The following is a 20,057-nucleotide window of genomic DNA, read 5'->3' on the forward strand; positions in this document are numbered from 1 at the left end:
GGTCCGCCTCAGGGGTCCAGACGGCGCTGGCGCCGGTGTTCGTCACGCATCGCCCGGAACTCCTCGCGGCGTTCGCGGTGCCGGTCGTGCCGGTGGTGATGGTCGTGGTGCTCGAAACCCTTGCCCCAGAGCGCGCGGCCGACCGCGGTCAACGCGATCGGCGCGAAAATCACCGGCCACCCGGCGGTGCCCGTGGCGATCAGCGCGATCGCCGCGATCCACACCAGCGGGACCAGCGCCGCGACGACGCGCTGCCCCGGCGACCACTCCGGCTGGCGCGCGGCGACCTCGCCGGACGCCGCAGGAACCGGCATGGGCGTCGGCGGCGGTGCGGCGGCCGGTTCCGGCGCGGCGGTGATGCCCGCGCCGAACACCGGATGCGGCACCGGCAGGTCGGTGAACAGCTCGCCCAGTTCGCCGCGGGTCTTGGCCGCGGTGATCCGGGCGGATCGCTCGCCGAATTCGTCGATGTCGATCCGTCCCGCGCTCATGTGCTCACCGAGCGCATTCAGCGCGGACTCTCGCTCCTGGTCGCTGATCCGCAGCTGCGGAGACGGAACCTCAGTCACGTAGTCGATGGTAGGCCGCTCCGGCGCGGGCCACCCACGACATTCAGCACAACTTCAGTCCTTGAGTTCCAAGAGTTGCGTTCCCTGCGTGACCGCGGAGCCGATCTCGACCGAAAGCCCGGTGACGGTGCCCGCTTTGTGCGCGGTTACCGGGTTTTCCATCTTCATCGCCTCGAGCACCACGATCAGCTCGCCCGCCTCGACGTGCTGGCCTTCCTCGACCGCGATCTTCACGATGGTGCCCTGCATCGGCGCGGTGACCGCGTCGCCGCTCACCGCGGCCTTCGCGCCGCCGGCTCGCTTGCGGGGCTTGGCTTTCGTCGCCGCGGGCGCGCCGCCGCCCTCGAGGGCGAACCCGCCCGGCAGCGACACTTCGAGCCGGCGTCCGCCGACCTCGACCACCACGTTCTGCCGCGGTGCCTCTTCCTCGGCCTCGATGTCCGGCGCGACGAACGGCTCGATCTGGTTGTCGAACTCGGTCTCGATCCAGCGGGTGTGCACGCTGAACCCGTTGTCGTCGCCGATGAACGCGGGGTCGTTCACGATCACGCGGTCGAACGGCAGCACCGTCGCCATGCCCTCGACCTCGAACTCGGCCAGCGCACGGCGGCTGCGCTCCAGCGCGTTCTGCCGGTCCGAACCGGTGACGATGAGCTTGGCGAGCATCGAGTCGAACTGGCCGCCGATCACGCTGCCGGACTCGACGCCGGAATCGACGCGCACGCCAGGACCGGACGGGGCGACGAACTTGGTGACCGTGCCCGGCGCGGGCAGGAAGCCGCGGCCGGCGTCCTCGCCGTTGATGCGGAACTCGATCGAGTGGCCGCGCGGTTCCGGGTCCTCGGTGATCCGCAGCTTCTCGCCGCGCGCGATGCGGAACATCTCGCGGACCAGGTCGATGCCGGTGGTTTCCTCCGACACCGGGTGCTCGACCTGCAGCCGGGTGTTCACCTCGAGGAACGAAATGGTGCCGTCGACCGCGACCAGGTACTCGACGGTGCCCGCGCCGTAGTAGCCGGCCTCCTTGCAGATGGCCTTGGCGGATTCGTGGATCCGGGCGCGCTGGTCGTCGGACAGGTACGGCGCCGGGGCCTCTTCCACCAGTTTCTGGTGGCGGCGCTGCAGCGAGCAGTCGCGGGTGCCGACGACGATCGCGTTGCCGTGCTGGTCGGCCAGCACCTGCGCCTCGACGTGCCGCGGCTTGTCCAGGTAGCGCTCCACGAAGCACTCGCCGCGGCCGAAGGCGGCCACCGCCTCGCGCGTCGCGGACTCGAACAGTTCGGGGATTTCCTCGCGGGTGCGGGCGACCTTCAGGCCGCGGCCGCCGCCGCCGAACGCCGCCTTGATCGCGACCGGAAGGCCGTGCTCGTCGGCGAACGCGATGATCTCGTCGGCGTCCTTCACCGGCTCCTTGGTGCCGGGCACGAGCGGCGCGCCGGCGCGCATCGCGATGTGCCGCGCGGTCACCTTGTCGCCGAGGTCGCGGATCGACTGCGGGCTCGGCCCGATCCAGGTCAGGCCCGCGTCGAGGACGGCTTGGGCGAACTCGGCGTTCTCGGAGAGGAAGCCGTAGCCGGGGTGGACCGAGTCAGCGCCGGACCGCTTGGCGGCGTCGAGGATCTTGTCGATCGCGAGGTAGCTTTCGGCCGCCGTGTTCCCGCCGAGGGCGAACGCCTCGTCGGCGAGGCGCACGTGCGGAGCGTCGCGGTCCGGGTCGGCGTACACGGCCACGCTCTGCAAGCCCGCGTCCTTCGCGGCCCGGATCACGCGAACCGCGATCTCGCCCCGGTTCGCGACCAGGATCTTGGTCACCGGACCGCCTGTGCTCGCGGTGTCCTGCTCGCTCACCACATACCTCCCGTGCCCGTCGCCGCGCTGCTGGTCAATCGGGAGTCTACGGACCAGGACAGAGCCTGGATTGAGAGGTGGACCACCCGGTTGGGTCCCGTTTATACCCGCCCGGCGGGGGCTTGATGCCGCAGTTCGGCCGGTAGTTCGGAGTCGAGCACGATGACGTCGTAGGGGTTGACCTGGTGCACGAGCGCGAGGTTCTCGGTGTTGACGAGGATCCACGGCTGGTGCTCGCCGCAGCAGTCGACGAGCCGGTCCAGCGCGGTGTAGGCGACCAGCGCGGTGCGACCGTCGGGCGTGCGGCGCAGTTCGACGTTGGCTCCGGTCTGGCCGTCGGTGGTCGGGCCGGTGGGGCCGGTCGGCAGGTAAAGGGCCGGGGGCAGATTGGGGTTCGTCACCCGGACAACATAGACGGACACGGTGCGCGAGGTCGCTTACAGTCTCGGATATGCGGACTTGGCGAAAGCGCATCCCGCGATCCGCGCTGTTCACCGCCGTCCTCGCGACGGTGGTGACGGCGGCGGCGCTCGTCGCGGTCGTCGCGCTGCGCCCGAAGCCGGACGGCGCGGTCACCATGGCGCCCCGCGAGCCCCCGGCGGCTCCGGTCAACGGATCGTCGGCCACCTGTGGAAACGGCCCCTGCCGGCAACTGGCCGCGATGACCGTCGGCGGCACCCCGGTCGTCCTGCTCGCGGACGCCTCGGGCGGATGGGGCCGGGTCCAGATCGGGCCGGAGCCGGGCACCGAGTTCGAGCTGGCGATCACCGGGATGGGTGCGAAGCTGACGACGACCTCGTTGCGCTGCATCGACGGGTCGACCGCCGCGTGCCTGATCCGGGGCGACGCCGCGGGCGGTTCGTACGGCGAACTGCTCACTGGGTCCGGCGGGGTGTGGCGCGATTTCGGCCGCCCCTATTTCGCCGACGCCGGTTCGCTTTCGCTCTACGACGTGAGCCAGGACGGCCGTCCGGACGTGATCGTCGTCCGGCACGAATGCCCGCAGGCGATGTCCGGAACGCCGCGCTGCCAGGCGGCGCCGGTGCTGGCGGAGGTCTACGAACTCAACGGCGCGGTGATGGGCTGCACGAGCACCGTCACCGCGCCGTCGAACTTCCGGGGATGGCCGGATATCGAGTTGAGGAAATCCCAGCTGCGCCGTTGCAGTTCGTGAGCGGCGGCCCCCGGCTCGCCACTCACGAGGTCGTCAGGCCGTGGCGGGCTGGGCGGCGGCGCCCTCGTCGCCGTGGTTCGGACGGGCGGTCTGCGTCCGGAGGATCTCGTCGTCGAGCAAGCCCTCGCTGCGGGCGACGATCGTCGGGACCACGATCTGGCCGGCGACGTTCGTGGCCGTGCGCATCATGTCCATGATCGGGTTCACCGAGTAGATCAGCGCGATGCCGATCGCGACCTGCTTGGCGTCGAGGCCGATGAACGCGGTGGTCAGGGTGAGCGCGGTCAGCCAGCCGGTGGTGCCCGCGGTGGCCAGCGCGCCGACCACGGCGACCACCACGATGCCGACGTACTGGCCGAAGCTCAGCGGCACCCCGGCGAGGTTGGCGATGAAGATCGCGCCGATCGCCGGGAACACCGCGGCGCACCCGTCCATTTTGGTCGCGCTGGCGAGCGGGGTGGCGAAGGCGGCGTACCCCGGGTCGACGCCGAGGTTCACCGCGGACTGCCGGGTGAGCGGCAGCGTCGCGGAACTCGACTGCGACGCGAACGCGAACTGGATCGCGGTGCCCGCCTTGGCGAAGAACGTCAGCGGGTTCACCTTCGCGACGAACTGCAGCAGGATCGGGTAGACGACGAGCAGGATCAGCAGGCAGCCGACGTACACCGCGAGCGTGGCCGAGAGCAGCGGACGGAACAGGGAGTCGCCGTAGTTCGAGACCGCCGCGCCGATCAGGCCGATGATGCCGATGGGCGCGAGCCGCACGATCCAGCCGAGGTAGCGCTGGACGATTTCGAACACGCTCGTGGTGAAGTCGATGAACGGCTTCGCCTTGTCACCGAGGCTGTAGGCGGCGGCACCGATCACGACGGCGAGGAAGAGCACCTGCAGCGTGCTGCCCTCGGCGAAGGCAGAGAAGAAGTTCTCCGGCAGCAGGCCCTTGATGAAAGCGTCCCAAGAACCCCAGTGGTCCATGCTCTTCGCGGCCTTGTCGGCGTTCTTCGCGGTGGCCGCGACGCCTTCGCCGAGCCCGCCGGACCCGGGGTTGAAGAGCTTGCCGATCGCGATCCCGATCAGCGAGGCGATGAACGACGTGATCGCGAACCACAACACGGTCTTGCCGCCGAGCCGCGCGGCGGTGCGCCCGCCGCCGAGGCCGCGCAGGCTGTTGATGCCGACCACGATCGCGGTGAAGACCAGCGGGATCACCGCGATCTGCAGCAGCGTCGTGAAGATCGTGCCGATGTGGTCGAGGGTGTCGGTCAGCCAGCTGGCTTCAGTCGTCCGCGCGAGCACGCCGAGGCCGGCGCCCACGACAAGCGAACCGAGCACGGCCGCGGCGAACACCCGCGGTTTGGTGTACGTCCTGACGAAGGACATGTGCCACCCCAGAGAGGTCGAAAGTTTCCGCCGGCCCGGATGCGGGCCGGCCTCGACTGTCCCTGATCACTCGTCCGAGTGACACATCGTCCCAGTATGTGAACTAATTCCACATTTCGGTCACGCTGACGCCGACCTCGGCGAGCAGTTGCCGAAGCAGCGGAAGACTGATCCCGATCACGCTGGACGGGTCCCCTTCGACGCCCTCGACGAACCACCCGCCGAGCGCATCGAGCGTGAACGCCCCCGCGACGTGCAACGGTTCGCCGGTACCGATGTAGGCGTCGATCTCGGCCTGGCTGGGGTTCGAGAAGTGCACGGTGGTGGACCGGGTGCCAGCGGCTTCCTTGGTGCGCTGACCACCGTCGAGCCGGACCACGGCGTGCCCGGTGAGCAGGACACCGGAGCCGCCCGCCATCTTCGCCCAGCGCTGCTTCGCGATCTCCGGCGTGGCGGGCTTGCCGACCATCTCGCCACCGATGGAAAGCATGGAATCACAGGCGACGATCACCGCGTCGGCCTCGGAGACCATCTCGACGACGGCGTTGGCCTTGGCCTTGGCGAGCGCCGTGACGAGTTCCGCGGGCGCGGGATCGGTGAGCGCGGCGGCGACGGCGTCCTCGTCGACCCCGGAGACGACGACCGCCGGGTCTAGACCGGCACTGCGCAGGACGGAGAGGCGGGCGGGGGACTGGGAGGCGAGGACGAGACGCACGGTCGAACGCTACCTCGGGTGGGGATGGGTGTTGAAGCTTGGCCTGGCGCGGGTCTTGGGCCGGAGCTGGGGCGGTGTGCTTGAAGCGTGGCCTGGGCGGTCTTGGGTTGGGGGCTGGGCGGTGCGCTTGGCGTGTGGCCTGGGCTGGGGCGGTGTGTTGGGGCACGGTTGCGTTGGGGCCGGATGCGGGAGAGGGCGCGGGGCGGCGTGCCGATGTGGGTAGCGAGCGGGTGCGGGTTTGCGTGCTGGGTGCGGGGGTTGCGTGCTCGGTTCTGGTGCGGGTTTGCCCGCTGGTGTCGGGGCCCGGGTGTGGGGTGGCCCGCTGGTGTCGGAGTCCGGGCGTGGGTTTGCGTGTTGGTGCTGGGCCCCCGGGCGCGGGGTTGCGTGCCAGCTGCCAGCCCGTCGGTTCCTGGGCGAAGTGATGACCTGGGGCGGGTCGCGCGATGGCGCCGGGATCTGGGGTGCGGGGTTGCCGAGCTGGTTGATTCTCGGGCGCGCCTGGGCGGGCTCGGAGGTGGCCGGGGCATGCTTCGGTACGCGGAGTGCGCCGGGAGGCCTCGCGGCCGCAGGCGTGGAGATCGCTGCGGGCGCGGTGTCTCCGCCGCAATCGCACTACCGCTCCTGCGCGGTGCAGGGCGCGTTCGAGCCGCATTGCTTCGCCGCTCCGGGGGCGCCTGTGGCCGCTCGCGCCCCTGCTCTCATGCCTCCTTTCTCGGCCCGGCCCCGGCTGGATTCGGCCAGCCGGGGCCGTCGAGGTCAGTCGTTCACCGTGCTGGTTCCGGGGCTGGGGCGGTCGGTGCCGGGGCGTGCGGGCGTGGTGACACCCGGCGCAAGGCCGCTGCGGACAGGACTCCCAGTACCAGCACCGCGATCGGCAGGATCAGGGTTGCCCTCGCGGCGTCGGTGAGTCCATTGTGGACGACCTCGCTGGCGAGACGGCCCGCCTGGGCGGCGATGTCCGCGGGGAGGCCGGGGATCGCGGCGGGGCCGCCGGAGGAGCCGAACTCGCCGGTGGAGGCGGCGGCGTGGGCGATGCCTTCGGTGAACTTGGCTCGGTATTGCTCCGGCAGTTGCGCGGCCGCGGTGGTGGCTTCGCTCGTGATCGAGGCGCTGATCCTCGCCTGCAGGAGCACGCCGATCGCGGCGCTGCCCAGGACGCCGCCTACCTGGCGGGCGGTGTTGAAGATGCCGGAGGCGGTGCCGGTGAGCCGCGGTTCCACCGATCCCATCGTCAGGTTGCTCATCGGCGAGAAGATGCAGCCGACGCCAAGGCCGCACACCAGCAGGGCGGGGATCAGTGCCCACGGGCTCGTGTCCGGGCGCGCCTGCAGCGCGATGATGCCGACGCCCGCTGCCAGCAGGGCCAGGCCGCCCATCACCAGGTACTTGCCGTTGATCCGGTCCGAAGCGCGGCCGACGAACGGGGCGATCACGCCGGACAGCAGGGACATCGGGGCGGTGAGCAGACCGGCCATGGTGGGGGACAGGCCGAGTACCGTCTGGATGTAGATGATCAAGGGCAGGAACATGCCGGTCATGGTGAAGCCGACCGTGGTCGCGGTGAGGGTGCCTGCGGAGAAGTTGCGGTTCGCGAACACTGCCAGCGGGACCAGGGGCTCGCGGCGGTTGTAGTGCTGCCACAGCACGAAAGCGATCAGCAGCACCACGCCGGCTCCGATGATTTCGAAGACGGTGATTCCGCCGAACACGGTTCCCCAGTCGTACTGCTGTCCATTTTGGACGCCGAACACGACGCAGAAGAGGCCTGCCGCGGACAGCAGGATGCCGAGCAGGTCGAAGGAGTGCGAGTGCTTCGGCTGCCAGTCCGGGACCAGCCACAGGGTGAGCGCGATGGCGACGACGCCGATCGGCACGTTCACGTAGAAAATCCACTCCCAGCCGAGGTGCTGCACCAGCACGCCGCCCAGCAGCGGGCCGGTGATCGTGGCCAGGCCGGCCACGCCGCCCCACGCGCCCATCGCCGCGCCGCGCTTCGCGGGCGGGAACAGGTGGCTGATGAACGCCAGCGTCTGCGGCGTCATCAGCGCGGCGCCGATGCCTTGCACGGCACGGGCGGCGATCAGCATTTCGACGTTGCCGGAAAGCCCGCACCACAGCGACGAAGCGGTGAACACGACGAGCCCGGCGACGAACACGCGCTTCGGGCCGAAGCGGTCGCCGAGGCGGCTGGTGAACAGCATCGGCACGGCGTAGGTGAGCAGATAGACGCTGATCACCCACACCACCGAGTTGAGCCCGGCGTTGAGTTCCCGCAGCATGGCGGGCACCGCGATGGACACGATCGTGGTGTCCAGCAGGATCATGAAGAACCCGATGCACAGCGCGCTGAGCGCGGCCCACGGGTTAACTGGTCTTGCGTTCATGGTCTTCCTTGAGCTTGAGTTTCTTGTCCTGGAAAGGGATCCGCCCGCTGTCGAGGTCGGCGAACAGCTGCTCGATCCATGCCAGCTCGAACTTCCGCTGTGCCGCGATGTAGCGGAAGTCGAGCCAGTAGATGTCGGGGGTGCCGTCCGATTCCAGCCGGTCGATGAGCACCTGGTCGGAGGCGACGGCCGCGCGCAGCTTGGTGATGCGGTGCTCCAGTTCGAGCAGCGCCACGTCGCGCCCGAGGTCGTCGATCACCGCCAGCCCGCTGAGTACGTCGCTGTAGTCGGGCACCACGTCGCCCAGCATTTGCCGGGCTCGTTCCTGGAAGGCGTCCTTGCCCGCGGCCGTCATCGCGTACACCGTGCGCTCCGGCCGTTTGCCGTCTCGCTGGGTTTCGACTACGTCGACATAACCGTTGCGCTGCAAGCGATCCACCGTGTGATAGAGCGAGCCGGCCTTGAGCTTCACGCGGGCTTCGACGTGCCGTTCCCGCATGAGCTGGGCCATTTCGTACGGGTGCATCGGCCGCTCGTGCAGCAGCTCGAGCACGGCGACGCCCAGTGCCGTGAGCTTGGCCGCGACCATGACGGTGTTCCTCCAGGAGGTCTGATCGAGTGATCCATCGTGGGTTATTCCATGTGGACTATACGGTGTGGAGCAAGCGGCGGTCCAGTGTGATCTGCGCTGGTGAGCAGCTTGTCGCTGACGGTGATGGGTGCTGCGAGAGATGGGGAGAGCGTAACCACGACCACCGACAAAAACCGGCGATCGCCTGTTCGACGGCCCTTTCCGGCCGCCGGACCGAGCGGGTTGCCCGCGGCGGGCGGACCGGGCCAGGATCGGCTGATGGAGAACCGGGCGGTGGACTGGGAAGGCTTCTTCAACACCAGGGACCTCGGCGGGCTGCCGACCCGCTCCGGCGGCCGCACCGGAGCCGCGCGGTTCTACCGGGCCGCCAGCCTCCGGTTCGTCACCGAAACCGGCTGGGCTCAAGCCAGGGAATCCGGCGTGCGCACCGTGGTCGATCTGCGCAACCCCGTCGAGATCAGCACCTACGCCGCCACCGTGCCGCCGGGAATGACCCGCCTCGAAGTCCCGCTGGACGATGTCGAGGACACCGAGTTCTGGCAATACCTCGCCCGCGAACAGCTCGACGGAACCCCGCTCTACTACCGCCTTTTCCTTGACCGCAAAGCGGAACGCTGCGCGGCCGTCCTGACCGCGCTGGCTCAGGCCGAACCTGGCGGCGTGCTGTTCCACTGCACTGCTGGCCGGGACCGCACCGGGCTTGTCTCCCTCCTGCTGCTCGCGTTGGCCGACGTCGAACCCGAGGTCATCGCCGCCGACTACGCCTTGTCGACGGAAGCGGTTCGCCCGCTGTTCAAGGCGCTAGGCGTCGAAGACCAAACCGCCGCTCTCGACGCAGCGTTGGCCCGGCGCCAAACGACCATCCACGAAGCCGTCATTAAGACCCTCGACGGCTTCGACGTCCGGGAGTACCTCGTCCGCGCCGGAATGGCCGCGGACGAGGTAGACCGTCTCCGGGACCGGCTCAGTCGGTGACCTGGTGCAGCTGCCGAGCCCGGCGGCTGCCCAGTGAATACCAACCGGCGATCCCTGTCCCGACAGTGAGCGCGGCCGCGCTGATACCCAGCGACCAGTGCACCCCGACGGCGGAACCGAGCAGTCCCACGGTGAACCCGCTGCCGGCGCGAAGGCCGTTCGCGGACACGCTGTACACGCCGATCACCCGGCCGCGTTCCTCCGGTTTCGCCAGCAACTGCACGACAGTCTGGCCGATCGACATCGACGCCAGGTTCGCCACGCCACCGATCACCAGCAGCGCTACCGCGATCGGATAGCTGGCGGTCATCGCGAAGAACAGGCTCGACACCCCGTAGATCGCCGTGCTGATCACCGCCGCGGGCACGCTCGGCTTGATCTTTCCGGTCGCCTCCAACAGGATTCCGCCGATCACACCGCCCGCGCCGTTGGCGAACAGCAGCACGCCGTACGCGGTTCCGGCGCTCCCGGCACCGAGATCCTGCGCGAAGATCGGCATCGAACTCTGCATCGAAGCGCCGACGAAGAACGCGCCGAGTCCGGCGAGGATGATCATCCCGACCATCGTGGGGTTCCCGCTGATGTCCTTCAGGACTCGCACCGAATCCATCAGTCCAACCCGTGGCCGGCGGATGATTCCGCCGTCTCGCGTGTGTCCGGTGAACTTGGTGCGGAACAGGAACACGGTCAGCGGCAGGTAGAACGCGACGTTCACGAAGATGCCCGCCACCGGTCCGAGACCGAGCAGCAGCGCGCTTCCGACGACCGGGCCGAACAGAATCCCCAGGCTGCGGAACGTGGCGTTGAGCCGGACCGCGCTCGGCAATTCGGCGGGGCCGACGAAATCGTGCAGCATCAGCTGTTCGCCCGGCCCCCAGATCGCGCCCGCGCAGCCGTGCAAAATCAGCAGTACGCACGCACTCCACACCTCAAGGGTGTCGGTGACGATCAGCACGCCCCACGCCACGGACACGGCCATGAACAGCACCTGCGCGGCCTGGATGATCCGGCGGCAGTCGTGCCGGTCGGCCAGTCCGCCGAAATACACCGAGAACAGCAGGAACGGCACCCAGTGGCTGATTACTTCGAACCCGGTCAGCGCGGGCGACTGGAATTTCTCCCACAGCACCCAATAGGTGATGACGTGTTCAATATTGTCGGCCATCATGGCCAGGCCGGTGCCGATGAGATACGGACGGCAATCCTTGTTGTACAGCGCCGCGAACTTGCGCGGGGCTGCTGTGCCGGTAACCCCGGATTCGGGTTGGTGCGTCGGCACCCCGCACGCGGAACACATGACTTGTGACCCCCTAGTGAGCTGGTACTCGTAACGCTAGACGAGACGTTGCGTCTTGGCTAGACTTCGGCACGTGGGCGACGTCACTGAGTCCGGCCAGGGCCGGAACCACGGGAACCGCTACGGCCGCAGCGAGAACGCGCGCCGCGCGGTGTTGCACGCGGTGGACGATCTGCTGGTGGAGGTCGGTTTCGCCCGGCTCACGATGGAGGGCATCGCGGCCAAGGCCGGGGTCGGCAAGCAGACCGTCTACCGCTGGTGGCCGTCCAAAGTGGACATTCTGCTCGAAGCGCTCGGCGACGACCTCGCCGAGGAACTCGCCCCGCCGGACACCGGTGATCTCCGCGAGGACCTCCGCAAGCACCTCGCCGCGGTGGCGTCCTTCCTGACCACCGCCGACGCCGGGGCGATGTTCCGCACCCTGCTCGGCCAGGCTCAGCACGACCCCAACCTGGCGCGGCACCTGCGCGAGGAGCACCTCCGCGGTCAGCTCGCGCGCGACCGGCTGCCGCTCGAACGCGCCGTCGCCCGCGGCGAACTGCCGCCGGACACCGACCTGGACAGCGCGGTCGAGCGGCTGGTCGGGCCGATCCACTACCGGGTGCTGGTCACTGGCGCGCCAGTGCTGCCGGAGTTCACAGATGAGCTGGTTGAGCGATACCTGGGGGAGCGTTCACGCGGGTAGGGTCCCGGAGACATGGGAATGGTCTGGTGGCTGGTCGTGGCCGTGGTCGCCGCTGCCGTCGCCGGGACGCTCTGGGTGCTGCGGGACCGCGCGGGCGGGCTCGACCAGCGGTTGCGGGCCGCCGAACAGGCCTCGCGCTGGCGATTCCTGCAGCAGCGGTGGGACGCGGAGCCGATGGCGCGGCTCGCGACCGTCCAGGAGGTGCACGCGCTCACCCAGAACGGCGGTTGCCGGGTCCGGATCGTCTGGACGGACAGTTATCACGCCGAGGACGTCGAAATCGAGCACGACCAGGCCGACGCAGGCGACTACCTGCTGCTGCGCGGCGTCGGCCCGCTCGGTTCGATCACCCGCGAGGAGCTGCTGGCGCACGCGGGCGCGGATGCTCCTGATTGGGCCTGGCGCGGGCGCTGATCCAGGTGCTCGTGAGCGTTGGTGCCGCTTAGAACCGGCACCTGCACTCACGAGGAGTTCAGCGCGGCAAAGTCGAGGCGCGCCAAGCCCCGTCACCAGCCACCACTGGCGCGTGCACCGCGGCGGCCCGGTCGCCCCACCACGACGTTCGACGCCGCACTGGAGCCGGTGCCGAGGCCGATGCGGCCGTGGCCACCACCGCGGTGAGTGCGGCGAGTTCGGCGTCGTCCGGGTTGCCGCGGACGACGCGGAGCAGGGGGTGTCCGTCATCGCGGCCTCACAGGGGGATGTTGCCGTGCTTCTTGGGCGGCAGCGATTCACGCTTGGTGCGCAACAGGTTCAGCGCCTTGGCGATGTGGCCGCGGGTGTGCGCGGGCACGATCACCGAGTCGACGTACCCGCGTTCGGCCGCCGCGTACGGGTTCAGCAGGGTGTCCTCGTACTCCTGGATGAGGTCCGCGCGCAACGCATCGACGTCGCGACCCTCGGCGGCCGCGTTGGCCAGCGTCTTGCGGTGCACGATGTTCGCCGCGCCCTGTGCGCCCATCACCGCGACCTGCGCGGTGGGCCAGGCCAGGTTGACGTCCGCGCCGAGGTGCTTGGAGCCCATCACGTCGTACGCGCCGCCGTAGGCCTTGCGGGTGATCACCGTGATCAGCGGGACGGTCGCCTCGGCGTAGGCGTAGATCAGCTTCGCGCCGCGGCGGATGATGCCGTTCCATTCCTGGTCGGTGCCGGGCAGGAAGCCGGGAACGTCCACAAAGGTCAGTACCGGGATGTTGAACGCGTCGCAGGTCCGCACGAACCGGGCGGCCTTCTCCGACGCGTCGATGTCGAGGCAGCCGGCGAACTGCGTCGGCTGGTTCGCGACCACGCCGACGCTCTGCCCGTCGACCCGGCCGAACCCGACCAGGATGTTGGGCGCGAACAGCTCGTGCACCTCGAGGAACTCGCCGTCGTCGAGCACGCGGGTGACGACCTCGTGCATGTCGTACGGCGTGTTCGGCGAGTCCGGGATCAGCGTGTCCAGCTCGCGGTCGGTGTCGGTGACGTTCTCGAAGAACCCGGCCGGCGGCTGGTTCGCGTCGAACTCCGGCGGCTCGGACAGGTTGTTCTGCGGCAGGTAGGAGAGCAGTTCCTTGACGTAGGCGATCGCGTCCTCGTCATCGGAACCGAGGTAGTGCGCGACCCCCGACTTGGTGTTGTGCGTGCGCCCGCCGCCGAGTTCCTCGAAGGTGACGTCCTCGCCGGTCACCGTCTTCACGACGTCCGGTCCGGTGATGAACATCTGCGACGTCTCGTCCACCATCACGACGAAGTCGGTGAGCGCCGGGGAGTAGACGTGCCCGCCCGCGTTCGCGCCCATGATCAGCGAGATCTGCGGGATCACGCCGGAGGCCATGGTGTTGCGGCGGAAGATCTCGCCGTACAGGCCGAGCGAAACGACGCCTTCCTGGATCCGCGCGCCGCCGCCCTCGTTGATGCCGATGATCGGCCGCCCGGTCTTGATCGCCAGGTCCATCACCTTGACGATCTTCTCGCCGTAGACCTCGCCGAGCGCGCCGCCGAACACCGTGACGTCCTGGCTGAACACGCACACCGGACGGCCGTCGACGGTGCCGTACCCGGTCACCACGCCGTCGCCGTACGGGCGGTTCTTCTCCAGCCCGAAGTTCGTGGAGCGGTGCCGCGCCAGCTCGTCCAGTTCGACGAACGAGCCCTCGTCGAGCAGCAGATCGATCCGCTCGCGGGCGGTTTTCTTGCCCTTGGCGTGCTGTTTTTCGATCGCGCGCGCCGAACCGGCGTGCACGGCCTCGTCGTAGCGGCGGTAGAGATCCGCGAGCTTGCCGGCCGTGGTGTGGATGTCCGGTTCTCCCTCGGGCGGCGTCCCGAGCGGCTGCGTCGCACTGCTCATGTGGCGGAGCTTAGCTACTGCGCGGTTGCCGCGCGTGTGGCGTAGGACTCCCTCGCGGTCGCAGTGCAGACGAGCACGCGGCCGTCGAGTGTGCCGATGACGAGCCGGTCCGGCGCTTGGGCGCTCAGCGACAGCGGGACGACGGGGTGGTCGTTGACCTGCAGCTGCTGCCGGCCGAGTTCGCGGCCGTCGGTGGCGTCGAGGGCGATGATCTCGCCGGAGTTGTACGTGACGTAGAGGGTGTACCCGATGGTGTCTATCGCGGTGACCTGGTGGTCGGCGTGGTGCACCCAGCGGGCTTTTCCGTTGGGGTAGGAGCGGCGGACGACGCAGGAGTTGCCCGGCAGGAGCCCGGCTCCGTCGTGGATCGCGGTGGCGTGGACGATCGCGCCGTCGACGAACACGCCGGGGCCGCCGAAGAGGTGCCTGCCCTTGGCCGCGTCCCATTCGAGGGGAAACAAGCGCTCGGTTTGCTGCCGTGCGGGATCGAAGGCGACGACCCATTTGTCCTCGTGCGCTCGCGGGCCCATGCCTTGCAGGAACAGCAGAGCTGGGGCGCGGCGGATGTCGAAGAAATGATTGAACAGGTCGTAGCCGCCGAGGTCGAAGCGGCTTTCTGCGGACACCACTTCGGTCGGGCCGGAAGGGGGACGGAGGGCGAGCTGTCCGGTTGCGTCCGTGGTGAGCACGACCGGGTGGTCGAAGGTCCGGAGAGGTTCGACCTGCCCATCGGTCAGCCGGACGCGGTTGACGGTCGAGGCGGATTCGTTCCAGCCAGTCCAGGTGTTGACGACGGCGGTGTTCTCCTCGGCGTCGACGTAGAGCTGGCAACCGACGCCCGGGGTCGGCACGGACCATTCGCGTTCCCCGGCGGCCGACCAGCACTCCACGGCGATGCGTTCAAGACCGGCGAGGATTCGGCCGTCGCTCAATGCGGCGACCGCCCAGACCTGCCGCCGACGTTTTCCCTGTGCGACCAGGGCGGCGGCCGGGGTCGTGGCGGGGCCGTCGACCTGCAGCGAACGGGCTTTCACCGCGCGCCAGTCCGGCACGGCGATGGTGACGGCCATCGTGGGGGAGCCGAGGGCTTCCTCTTCTTCCTCGTCGAGTACCGAGATTTTCGCGTCGAGCGTCTGACGGTCGCGCCAGCGAAGTTCGGTGACCTCACGGCGGTCGCGCAGCAGAGAAGTCGCGCGGCCGGACTCCAGGTCGAGGACGGTCAGCTCGCCCTCGTAGAAATAGCCGCCGTCGTAGGAACCGGAGCCGATCGCGAGGATCGGCAGTTCCGGATGGAACGCCAAGGCGTTGACCGGCCAATGCAGGCAAACCAGGTGAACGCATTCGAGCGTGTCGGTGCGGTAGAGGCCGACGCGGTGCCAGGCGGTCGGGCTGGACGAACTCGTCACGCTGTGCCCGGCCCACTGCGGATATCCCAGCGAACCCCCGACGGCCACGTAAGTCCCGGTGGGATCGGTCTCGGTCAGCCGCACCTCGCCGACCTCGGCGAACCGGCCGTCGCCGAGAACCTGCTGGACGGACAGCACTTCAGTCACCAACGAAGCCTATGGCAGGTGTCAGTTGAATTTTCGGCGTCGAGCGGACCACCGCGGCCGTTTCCCGGCCTAGGGTGGGCGGCGTGCTGCTCGCTGACGCCTCGGTCCGTTCGCTCGGGCCCGCCGACCTGTCCGCTTGCCTCGACCTCGGATCCGATCGCGGATGGCCGCGCGAGGAACGGAAATGGGCGATGCTGCTGGAGGTCGGCCGAGGATTCGGCATCGACGCTCCGGACGGCGGCCTCGCCGCGGCGGCGGTGCTCACCCGGACCGGGCCGACCGCGAGCGTGTCGATGGTCGTCGTCGCGGAGCGGTTCGCGCGGCAGGGGCTTGGCCGCCGGGTGATGGAGCGGGCGCTCGACGAGGCTGGTGACGCGGTGGTGTCCTTGCACACTACGGAAAACGCGCGTCCGCTGTACGAATCGATGGGCTTCGAGGTCGACGGCGGCTGCAACGATCATCGCGGCCGGTTCGCCGACGACGGAGGCCCGGGGTCGCGGCCGATCGGTCCGCCGGATGTGGCGCGAGTGTACGAATTGGACAGTGCGTCGCAAGGCTTCGCACGGCGGGAGTTGTTGAACCGCATGCTGTTCGAGGCCGAGCACGTCCATGTGACCGACGACGGTTACGCGCTCGGCACCGAGCAGGCCGGGGTGACGGTGATCGGACCGGTGGTGGCTGCGGACGAGGGCCAGGCCCGCGCCCTGATCCGCGGCATCGCCCGCACTACGACCGGCGATCTCCGGCTGGCGGTCGACCACCGGTTCCCGGAGCTGTCGGCGTGGTGCGAGGCGCGCGGGCTGGCGGTGCACGGTCCGGCACCGCGGCTGGTGCTCCACGGAAAAGCGTTGCCAGGCCCGGCCGAGGTGCGGTTTTCGCCGTACAACACCGCGCTCGGCTAGCTGTACCGCTCCCGAACCTCAGCCTTCCGCTCCGCCGACCACGGCTCCAGCTCCACCCCGAACGACGCCGCGAACAGCGCGTTCAGCTGCTCATGCCGTGCGGTCAGCAGGTCCGGCACCTGCTCGGACAGCTCCTCCGGAACTGTCTGGGTCAGCTCCACCCGCACCCCGTCCAGCGGATCCGCCGTCACCTCCCACCGCACGCGCCCGGCCGGTTTCCCGTCGTGCAGCCAGGTGTAGGCCAGCACCTCCGGCGACCGCGATTCCAGCACCTCCGCCCCGTTTTCCGGCTGGGGCAGCCGCTTCCAGACGTCCTCGGCCGGCGGCCACACCAGGTCCCGGCGGAACCGCAGCCCCCCGCCGTCCAGGACTTCGCCGTCCTCCAGGCCGAATTCCTCGACGTAGCGCGCCATCCGCGCGTGCCAGTCGGTCGGCAGTTCCGGCTTCCGGCCGTCCAGCGCCGCTTCGAGGGAATCGAGGCAGGCGACCCAACCGGTGACGTGCCGTCCCGCGCCGAGCAGGGCGATGTCCGGTTCGCCGCGGTTGAAGACGTGCGTGAACGCGAGTTTGCTGCCCGCGCCGTCGGACGACACCTCGATCCGGATCAGGTCCGAGTTCCAGGTGAACTCGAAGACCTCCGGCGGCTGGTAGCCGACGATCTCGCCCTCGCTGACGTCCCCGGTTTCGGTGAAGGTGAACGTGATCTTCCCGCCCGGGCGCAGGTCGTCCGGCAGCGTGACGGCGGCTGGGAACCAGTGCGCCAGTTCCTCCGGCGAGGTGACCGCGCGCCACACCTTCTCCGGCGGGTGGGCCAGGGTCCGTTCGAGTTTCACGCTCGGTCGTCCGCCAGGAGTCGTTCGCAGGATCGCCATGCCCGCATATAACCACGGAGGTATATACGGGTCAAGCCGTCAGATGCGCGGGGTACCCCGTCTGACCTGGGGCGACCTCGGGCAGCAGGACAAGCCGCCGGTCGTAGTCGCCGCCATCCTGCGTGCGGTACGGCAGCGGATCGGCCGTTTCCAGGGAGTGCAAACGTTTGCGCAGCTCCTCGACGACGCCGTCGAACTTCTCCGGCGTCATCCGGTTCGTGCCGGTCACCTTGAGCGGCGGCAGGACCGTCATGCCGGTGTAGAAGAGCGTGCCGTGCTGGACGTTGAACAGCAGATCGTCCAGCGAACCGTGCGCGCCGCGCGGGCCGAGGCTGTCCTCGTGCGCTCCGGCGGTCACGATCACCATCGCGCGTTTCCCGGCCAGCACGCCGTTGCCGTAGCGCAGGGTGTGGCCGGTTTCGTCGCGGTAGTCGTAGCCGTATCCCTGCACGAAAACGCGGTCGAACCAGCCCTTCAGGATGGCTGGCGTGTCGGCCCACCACAGCGGGAATTGGACGACGACGGTGTCCGCCCAGTCGAGCTTTTCGTGCTCGATCCGGACGTCCTCCGGCACGGTCGCGATCTCGTCGACGATCGGGTTCCAGCGCATCGCGTAGAGATCGGATTCGCGCACATCGTGGCCGAGATCGCGCAGCGTGCTGACGCCCTCGTCGCGGAGCGCGCCGTTGAGCGAGGCGGGGTCGGGGTGGGCGTAGATCCACAAGACGTTCATGAGGCCAGGGTGCAACCGGCGAAACCGGCAAAACAGTGGCCCGATGGCCACCTTGTGCAAGAATCGGGCCATGGCGGTTTTTCGGCATCTCGAACGGCACAAGGTCGCGGTGCTGGTGCGGCACGGCATGCTCGTGATGGAACTCGGCATCGTCCACCGGCTGTTCGGCCAGGCCAAATCCGCGGACGGCGAGCGGCTGTACGAGGTCGTCACCTGCACGCCGGAGCCCGGCGACATCCGCACCGATTCGGATTTCGCCATCCCGGTCGAACAGGGTCCGGAGGTGCTGGCCGAGGCGGACACGGTGATCGTGCCGGCGTCTTCGCTCGAGTACGAACCTGGCGGGCACCAGCTGACCGCGCAGCTCAAGCACGCCATGAACCTCGTCCGCCCGGACACCCGGATCGCCTCGATCTGCACCGGCGCGTACGTGCTTGCCGCGATGGGGTTGCTCGACGGCCGCCGCGCGACCACGCACTGGCGTTCGGCGTGCGAGTTCCAGCTGGAGTATCCGCGCGTGCTCCTCGACCCGGACGTGCTCTACACCGAGGACGGCAACGTCCTCACCTCGGCGGGCGTCGCGTCCGGCATCGATCTCTGCCTGCACATGATCCGCCGCGATTTCGGCGCGGCGGTCGCCAATGAGGTCGCCCGCGGCACGGTCGTCTCACCGCATCGCGAGGGCGGACAGGCCCAGTTCATCCGCCGTCCGGTGCCGGAGCCGCGGTCGTCGTCCACTTCGGCCGCGCGGGCGTGGGCGCTGGAGAATCTCGACCAGCCGATCACCCTGCGCGACCTGGCGATGCGCGAGTCGATGAGCACGCGGACGTTCACCCGGCGGTTCCGGGACGAGGTCGGGATGTCGGCGTTGCAGTGGCTGACCCAGCAGCGGGTGGAGCGCGCGCGGCAGCTGCTGGAGGAATCGGAACTGCCGGTGGACCGGGTCGCCGCGGCGTGCGGATTCGGGACGGCGGCGTCGCTGCGGCAGCATCTGCAGGCCGCGCTCGGGGTTTCGCCGAGCGCCTACCGGACCACGTTCCGCCGCCCGGCCTGAACGCGGCGGTCCGTGGCAGCAGTGTTCGCGGCTGCCACGGACCGACCCCCAGCGGCACCCATCCTGGCGAGCCCGCTGGGGTGTTCGGTACCCCGGCGACCAGGTCTTACAGAATCTGACACGCGTCAGGAGACGACCGTCACCAGCACGTACACCGGGCGGCGGGTGGAGAAGAACTCCGCGCCGTTCGCGTCGACCATCTTCCAGCCGATCCAGCACTTGCCCGGCGCGGCCGAGGCGGTCAGCGGGACGCTCACCATCACGTGGTCGCCGGGCGGGGTGTCGCCGATCAGCACCCGGTCCGGCGTGCGGCAGGAACCGGGGCTCGGCGGCAGGTCCATCCGCTGCAGATACCGCTGATGCCAGATCGCGGAGCCGGTGTTCTGCAGCTCCCATACCTTCTGGACGGTCTCGCCGACGTGAATGACGGTGCCGTCGGGCACGGTCACGTCGGCGACGAACTTGGAGTTGTCGCCGGGCACCCGTGCCCCGACGTCGACCAGGCTGGCCCGGTTCAGTTTCGGCACGACGATCGCGGCGACGGCGGCGAGAAGCACGACGACGAACGCGACCGCGGCCAGCGCGTACTTGCGGCGGGGGCGGCGGCGCTTTTCCGGGGCTGGCACCGCGGGCTCCGAGGTGATCACCACCGGTTCAACGGCGGCGGGCTCGGGTTCCGGCGGCACGCCCTTCAGCTCTTCCCAGCGCCGCCGCCACTCCTGTTCGTCCGCGTCGCACGCCCGGACGAACTCGCGCGTGGTGTCCCACGACGGGAACCGGGTGCCGCGGACCGCCTCGTGCAGCGTGGTGTGCGAGATCTGCCCGGAGTGGCTGGCCATCTTGCGGAACGAGGGATTGCCGGCTCGTGCGCGCAGGGTGGCCAGCTCCGCGGAGAGCACCTCGGTGGGGGACTGCCCGTCGCCCATCGCTCTCCCTGGTTGTCAGATCCGCTGGTCGGACCAGTCTGACATTCCAGTTCGGCACCGGCGGGCCCC

At 69.3% G+C, this 20,057-nt stretch carries 20 protein-coding genes; 6 read left to right on the forward strand and 14 right to left on the reverse strand.

Annotated features, from left to right (window positions below):
* Positions 1-8: 8 nt before the first annotated feature.
* From RPX00_RS18415 to RPX00_RS18425, 3 genes are all read right to left on the reverse strand, one after another.
* Positions 9-569, reverse strand: a complete 561-nt coding sequence (locus RPX00_RS18415) for a DUF1707 domain-containing protein (RefSeq protein WP_406640886.1) — start codon at positions 567-569, stop codon at positions 9-11.
* 54 nt (positions 570-623) lie between these two features.
* Positions 624-2,417 (reverse strand): acetyl/propionyl/methylcrotonyl-CoA carboxylase subunit alpha, encoded by a 1,794-nt coding sequence (locus RPX00_RS18420; RefSeq protein ID WP_406640888.1) that lies wholly within the window; start codon positions 2,415-2,417, stop codon positions 624-626.
* Between the two features lie 101 nt (positions 2,418-2,518).
* A complete protein-coding gene (locus RPX00_RS18425; protein WP_406640890.1) occupies positions 2,519-2,818 on the reverse strand; it encodes an SAV_915 family protein in 300 nt (99 codons plus the stop codon).
* A 50-nt stretch (positions 2,819-2,868) separates the two neighbouring features.
* On the opposite strand from RPX00_RS18425, the gene RPX00_RS18430 reads away from it, so the two are divergent.
* Positions 2,869-3,591 (forward strand): hypothetical protein, encoded by a 723-nt coding sequence (locus tag RPX00_RS18430; RefSeq protein WP_406640892.1) that lies wholly within the window; start codon positions 2,869-2,871, stop codon positions 3,589-3,591.
* A 33-nt stretch (positions 3,592-3,624) separates the two neighbouring features.
* Here RPX00_RS18430 and RPX00_RS18435 read toward each other — a convergent pair whose 3' ends face one another.
* The 4 genes from RPX00_RS18435 to RPX00_RS18450 form a co-directional block, all read right to left on the reverse strand.
* Positions 3,625-4,971 (reverse strand): dicarboxylate/amino acid:cation symporter, encoded by a 1,347-nt coding sequence (locus RPX00_RS18435; protein ID WP_406640894.1) that lies wholly within the window; start codon positions 4,969-4,971, stop codon positions 3,625-3,627.
* A 103-nt stretch (positions 4,972-5,074) separates the two neighbouring features.
* Entirely contained in the window at positions 5,075-5,686 is a 612-nt protein-coding gene (locus RPX00_RS18440) for a Maf family protein (protein WP_406640895.1), read from the reverse strand.
* Positions 5,687-6,450: 764 nt separating this feature from the next.
* A complete protein-coding gene (locus RPX00_RS18445; RefSeq protein WP_406640897.1) occupies positions 6,451-8,070 on the reverse strand; it encodes a DHA2 family efflux MFS transporter permease subunit in 1,620 nt (539 codons plus the stop codon).
* Complete coding sequence (locus RPX00_RS18450; protein ID WP_406640899.1) at positions 8,051-8,659, reverse strand: PadR family transcriptional regulator; 609 nt, start codon at positions 8,657-8,659, stop codon at positions 8,051-8,053. Before RPX00_RS18450 ends, RPX00_RS18445 begins: the two co-directional genes overlap by 20 nt.
* Before the next feature lie 261 nt (positions 8,660-8,920).
* On the opposite strand from RPX00_RS18450, the gene RPX00_RS18455 reads away from it, so the two are divergent.
* Positions 8,921-9,637 carry a tyrosine-protein phosphatase gene (locus RPX00_RS18455; protein WP_406640901.1) on the forward strand — a complete coding sequence of 239 codons (717 nt, stop codon included), beginning with the start codon at positions 8,921-8,923 and terminating at the stop codon, positions 9,635-9,637.
* Here RPX00_RS18455 and RPX00_RS18460 read toward each other — a convergent pair.
* Positions 9,627-10,916, reverse strand: a complete 1,290-nt coding sequence (locus RPX00_RS18460; protein WP_406640903.1) for an MFS transporter — start codon at positions 10,914-10,916, stop codon at positions 9,627-9,629. The genes RPX00_RS18455 and RPX00_RS18460 overlap by 11 nt on opposite strands.
* 91 nt (positions 10,917-11,007) lie before the next feature.
* Here RPX00_RS18460 and RPX00_RS18465 point away from each other — a divergent pair, with 91 nt between their 5' ends.
* Positions 11,008-11,619: a TetR/AcrR family transcriptional regulator gene (locus RPX00_RS18465; RefSeq protein WP_406640904.1), complete on the forward strand. Its 612-nt coding sequence runs from the start codon at positions 11,008-11,010 to the stop codon at positions 11,617-11,619.
* Positions 11,620-11,631: 12 nt separating this feature from the next.
* Positions 11,632-12,033, forward strand: coding sequence for a hypothetical protein (locus RPX00_RS18470; protein WP_406640907.1), 402 nt, complete (start codon positions 11,632-11,634; stop codon positions 12,031-12,033).
* A gap of 58 nt (positions 12,034-12,091) precedes the next feature.
* Here the strand turns inward: RPX00_RS18470 and RPX00_RS18475 are convergent, their stop codons facing one another.
* The 3 genes from RPX00_RS18475 to RPX00_RS18485 are packed head-to-tail and all read right to left on the reverse strand — an operon-like array spanning position 12,092 to position 15,501.
* Positions 12,092-12,289: an acyl-CoA carboxylase epsilon subunit gene (locus RPX00_RS18475; protein ID WP_406642987.1), complete on the reverse strand. Its 198-nt coding sequence runs from the start codon at positions 12,287-12,289 to the stop codon at positions 12,092-12,094.
* Positions 12,290-12,310: 21 nt separating this feature from the next.
* The gene (locus tag RPX00_RS18480; protein WP_406640909.1) at positions 12,311-13,948 is read right to left on the reverse strand and encodes an acyl-CoA carboxylase subunit beta; all 1,638 of its coding nucleotides are present in this window, start codon (positions 13,946-13,948) and stop codon (positions 12,311-12,313) included.
* A 14-nt stretch (positions 13,949-13,962) separates the two neighbouring features.
* The gene (locus RPX00_RS18485) at positions 13,963-15,501 is read right to left on the reverse strand and encodes a hypothetical protein (RefSeq protein ID WP_406640911.1); all 1,539 of its coding nucleotides are present in this window, start codon (positions 15,499-15,501) and stop codon (positions 13,963-13,965) included.
* A gap of 83 nt (positions 15,502-15,584) precedes the next feature.
* Here RPX00_RS18485 and RPX00_RS18490 point away from each other — a divergent pair, with 83 nt between their 5' ends.
* Entirely contained in the window at positions 15,585-16,403 is an 819-nt protein-coding gene (locus RPX00_RS18490; protein ID WP_406640913.1) for a GNAT family N-acetyltransferase, read from the forward strand.
* On the opposite strand, the gene RPX00_RS18495 is transcribed toward RPX00_RS18490, so the two are convergent.
* On the reverse strand, positions 16,400-17,236 hold the full coding sequence (locus RPX00_RS18495; RefSeq protein WP_406640915.1) for an SRPBCC family protein: 837 nt from the start codon (positions 17,234-17,236) through the stop codon (positions 16,400-16,402). The two genes, RPX00_RS18490 and RPX00_RS18495, sit on opposite strands and share 4 nt — an antisense overlap.
* Before the next feature lie 70 nt (positions 17,237-17,306).
* Positions 17,307-18,008, reverse strand: a complete 702-nt coding sequence (locus tag RPX00_RS18500; protein ID WP_406640916.1) for an NAD(P)H-dependent oxidoreductase — start codon at positions 18,006-18,008, stop codon at positions 17,307-17,309.
* 70 nt (positions 18,009-18,078) lie between these two features.
* Between RPX00_RS18500 and RPX00_RS18505 the strand changes: the two genes are divergently transcribed.
* Positions 18,079-19,062, forward strand: coding sequence for a GlxA family transcriptional regulator (locus tag RPX00_RS18505; protein WP_406640918.1), 984 nt, complete (start codon positions 18,079-18,081; stop codon positions 19,060-19,062).
* A gap of 125 nt (positions 19,063-19,187) precedes the next feature.
* Here the strand turns inward: RPX00_RS18505 and RPX00_RS18510 are convergent, their stop codons facing one another.
* Complete coding sequence (locus RPX00_RS18510; RefSeq protein WP_406640920.1) at positions 19,188-19,988, reverse strand: NBR1-Ig-like domain-containing protein; 801 nt, start codon at positions 19,986-19,988, stop codon at positions 19,188-19,190.
* Between the last annotated feature and the right edge of the window lie 69 nt (positions 19,989-20,057).

Source organism: Amycolatopsis sp. WGS_07, assembly GCF_045278895.1.
Lineage (GTDB): Bacteria > Actinomycetota > Actinomycetes > Mycobacteriales > Pseudonocardiaceae > Amycolatopsis.

Coding starts and splice junctions, on each gene's coding strand:
- RPX00_RS18430 (WP_406640892.1), top strand. CDS start 2,869: ATGCGGACTTGGCGAAAGCGCATCCCGCGATCCGCGCTGTTCACCGCC.
- RPX00_RS18435 (WP_406640894.1), bottom strand. CDS start 4,971: ATGTCCTTCGTCAGGACGTACACCAAACCGCGGGTGTTCGCCGCGGCC.
- RPX00_RS18445 (WP_406640897.1), bottom strand. CDS start 8,070: ATGAACGCAAGACCAGTTAACCCGTGGGCCGCGCTCAGCGCGCTGTGC.
- RPX00_RS18450 (WP_406640899.1), bottom strand. CDS start 8,659: ATGGTCGCGGCCAAGCTCACGGCACTGGGCGTCGCCGTGCTCGAGCTG.
- RPX00_RS18455 (WP_406640901.1), top strand. CDS start 8,921: ATGGAGAACCGGGCGGTGGACTGGGAAGGCTTCTTCAACACCAGGGAC.
- RPX00_RS18470 (WP_406640907.1), top strand. CDS start 11,632: ATGGGAATGGTCTGGTGGCTGGTCGTGGCCGTGGTCGCCGCTGCCGTC.
- RPX00_RS18480 (WP_406640909.1), bottom strand. CDS start 13,948: ATGAGCAGTGCGACGCAGCCGCTCGGGACGCCGCCCGAGGGAGAACCG.
- RPX00_RS18500 (WP_406640916.1), bottom strand. CDS start 18,008: ATGAACGTCTTGTGGATCTACGCCCACCCCGACCCCGCCTCGCTCAAC.
- RPX00_RS18505 (WP_406640918.1), top strand. CDS start 18,079: ATGGCGGTTTTTCGGCATCTCGAACGGCACAAGGTCGCGGTGCTGGTG.
- RPX00_RS18510 (WP_406640920.1), bottom strand. CDS start 19,988: ATGGGCGACGGGCAGTCCCCCACCGAGGTGCTCTCCGCGGAGCTGGCC.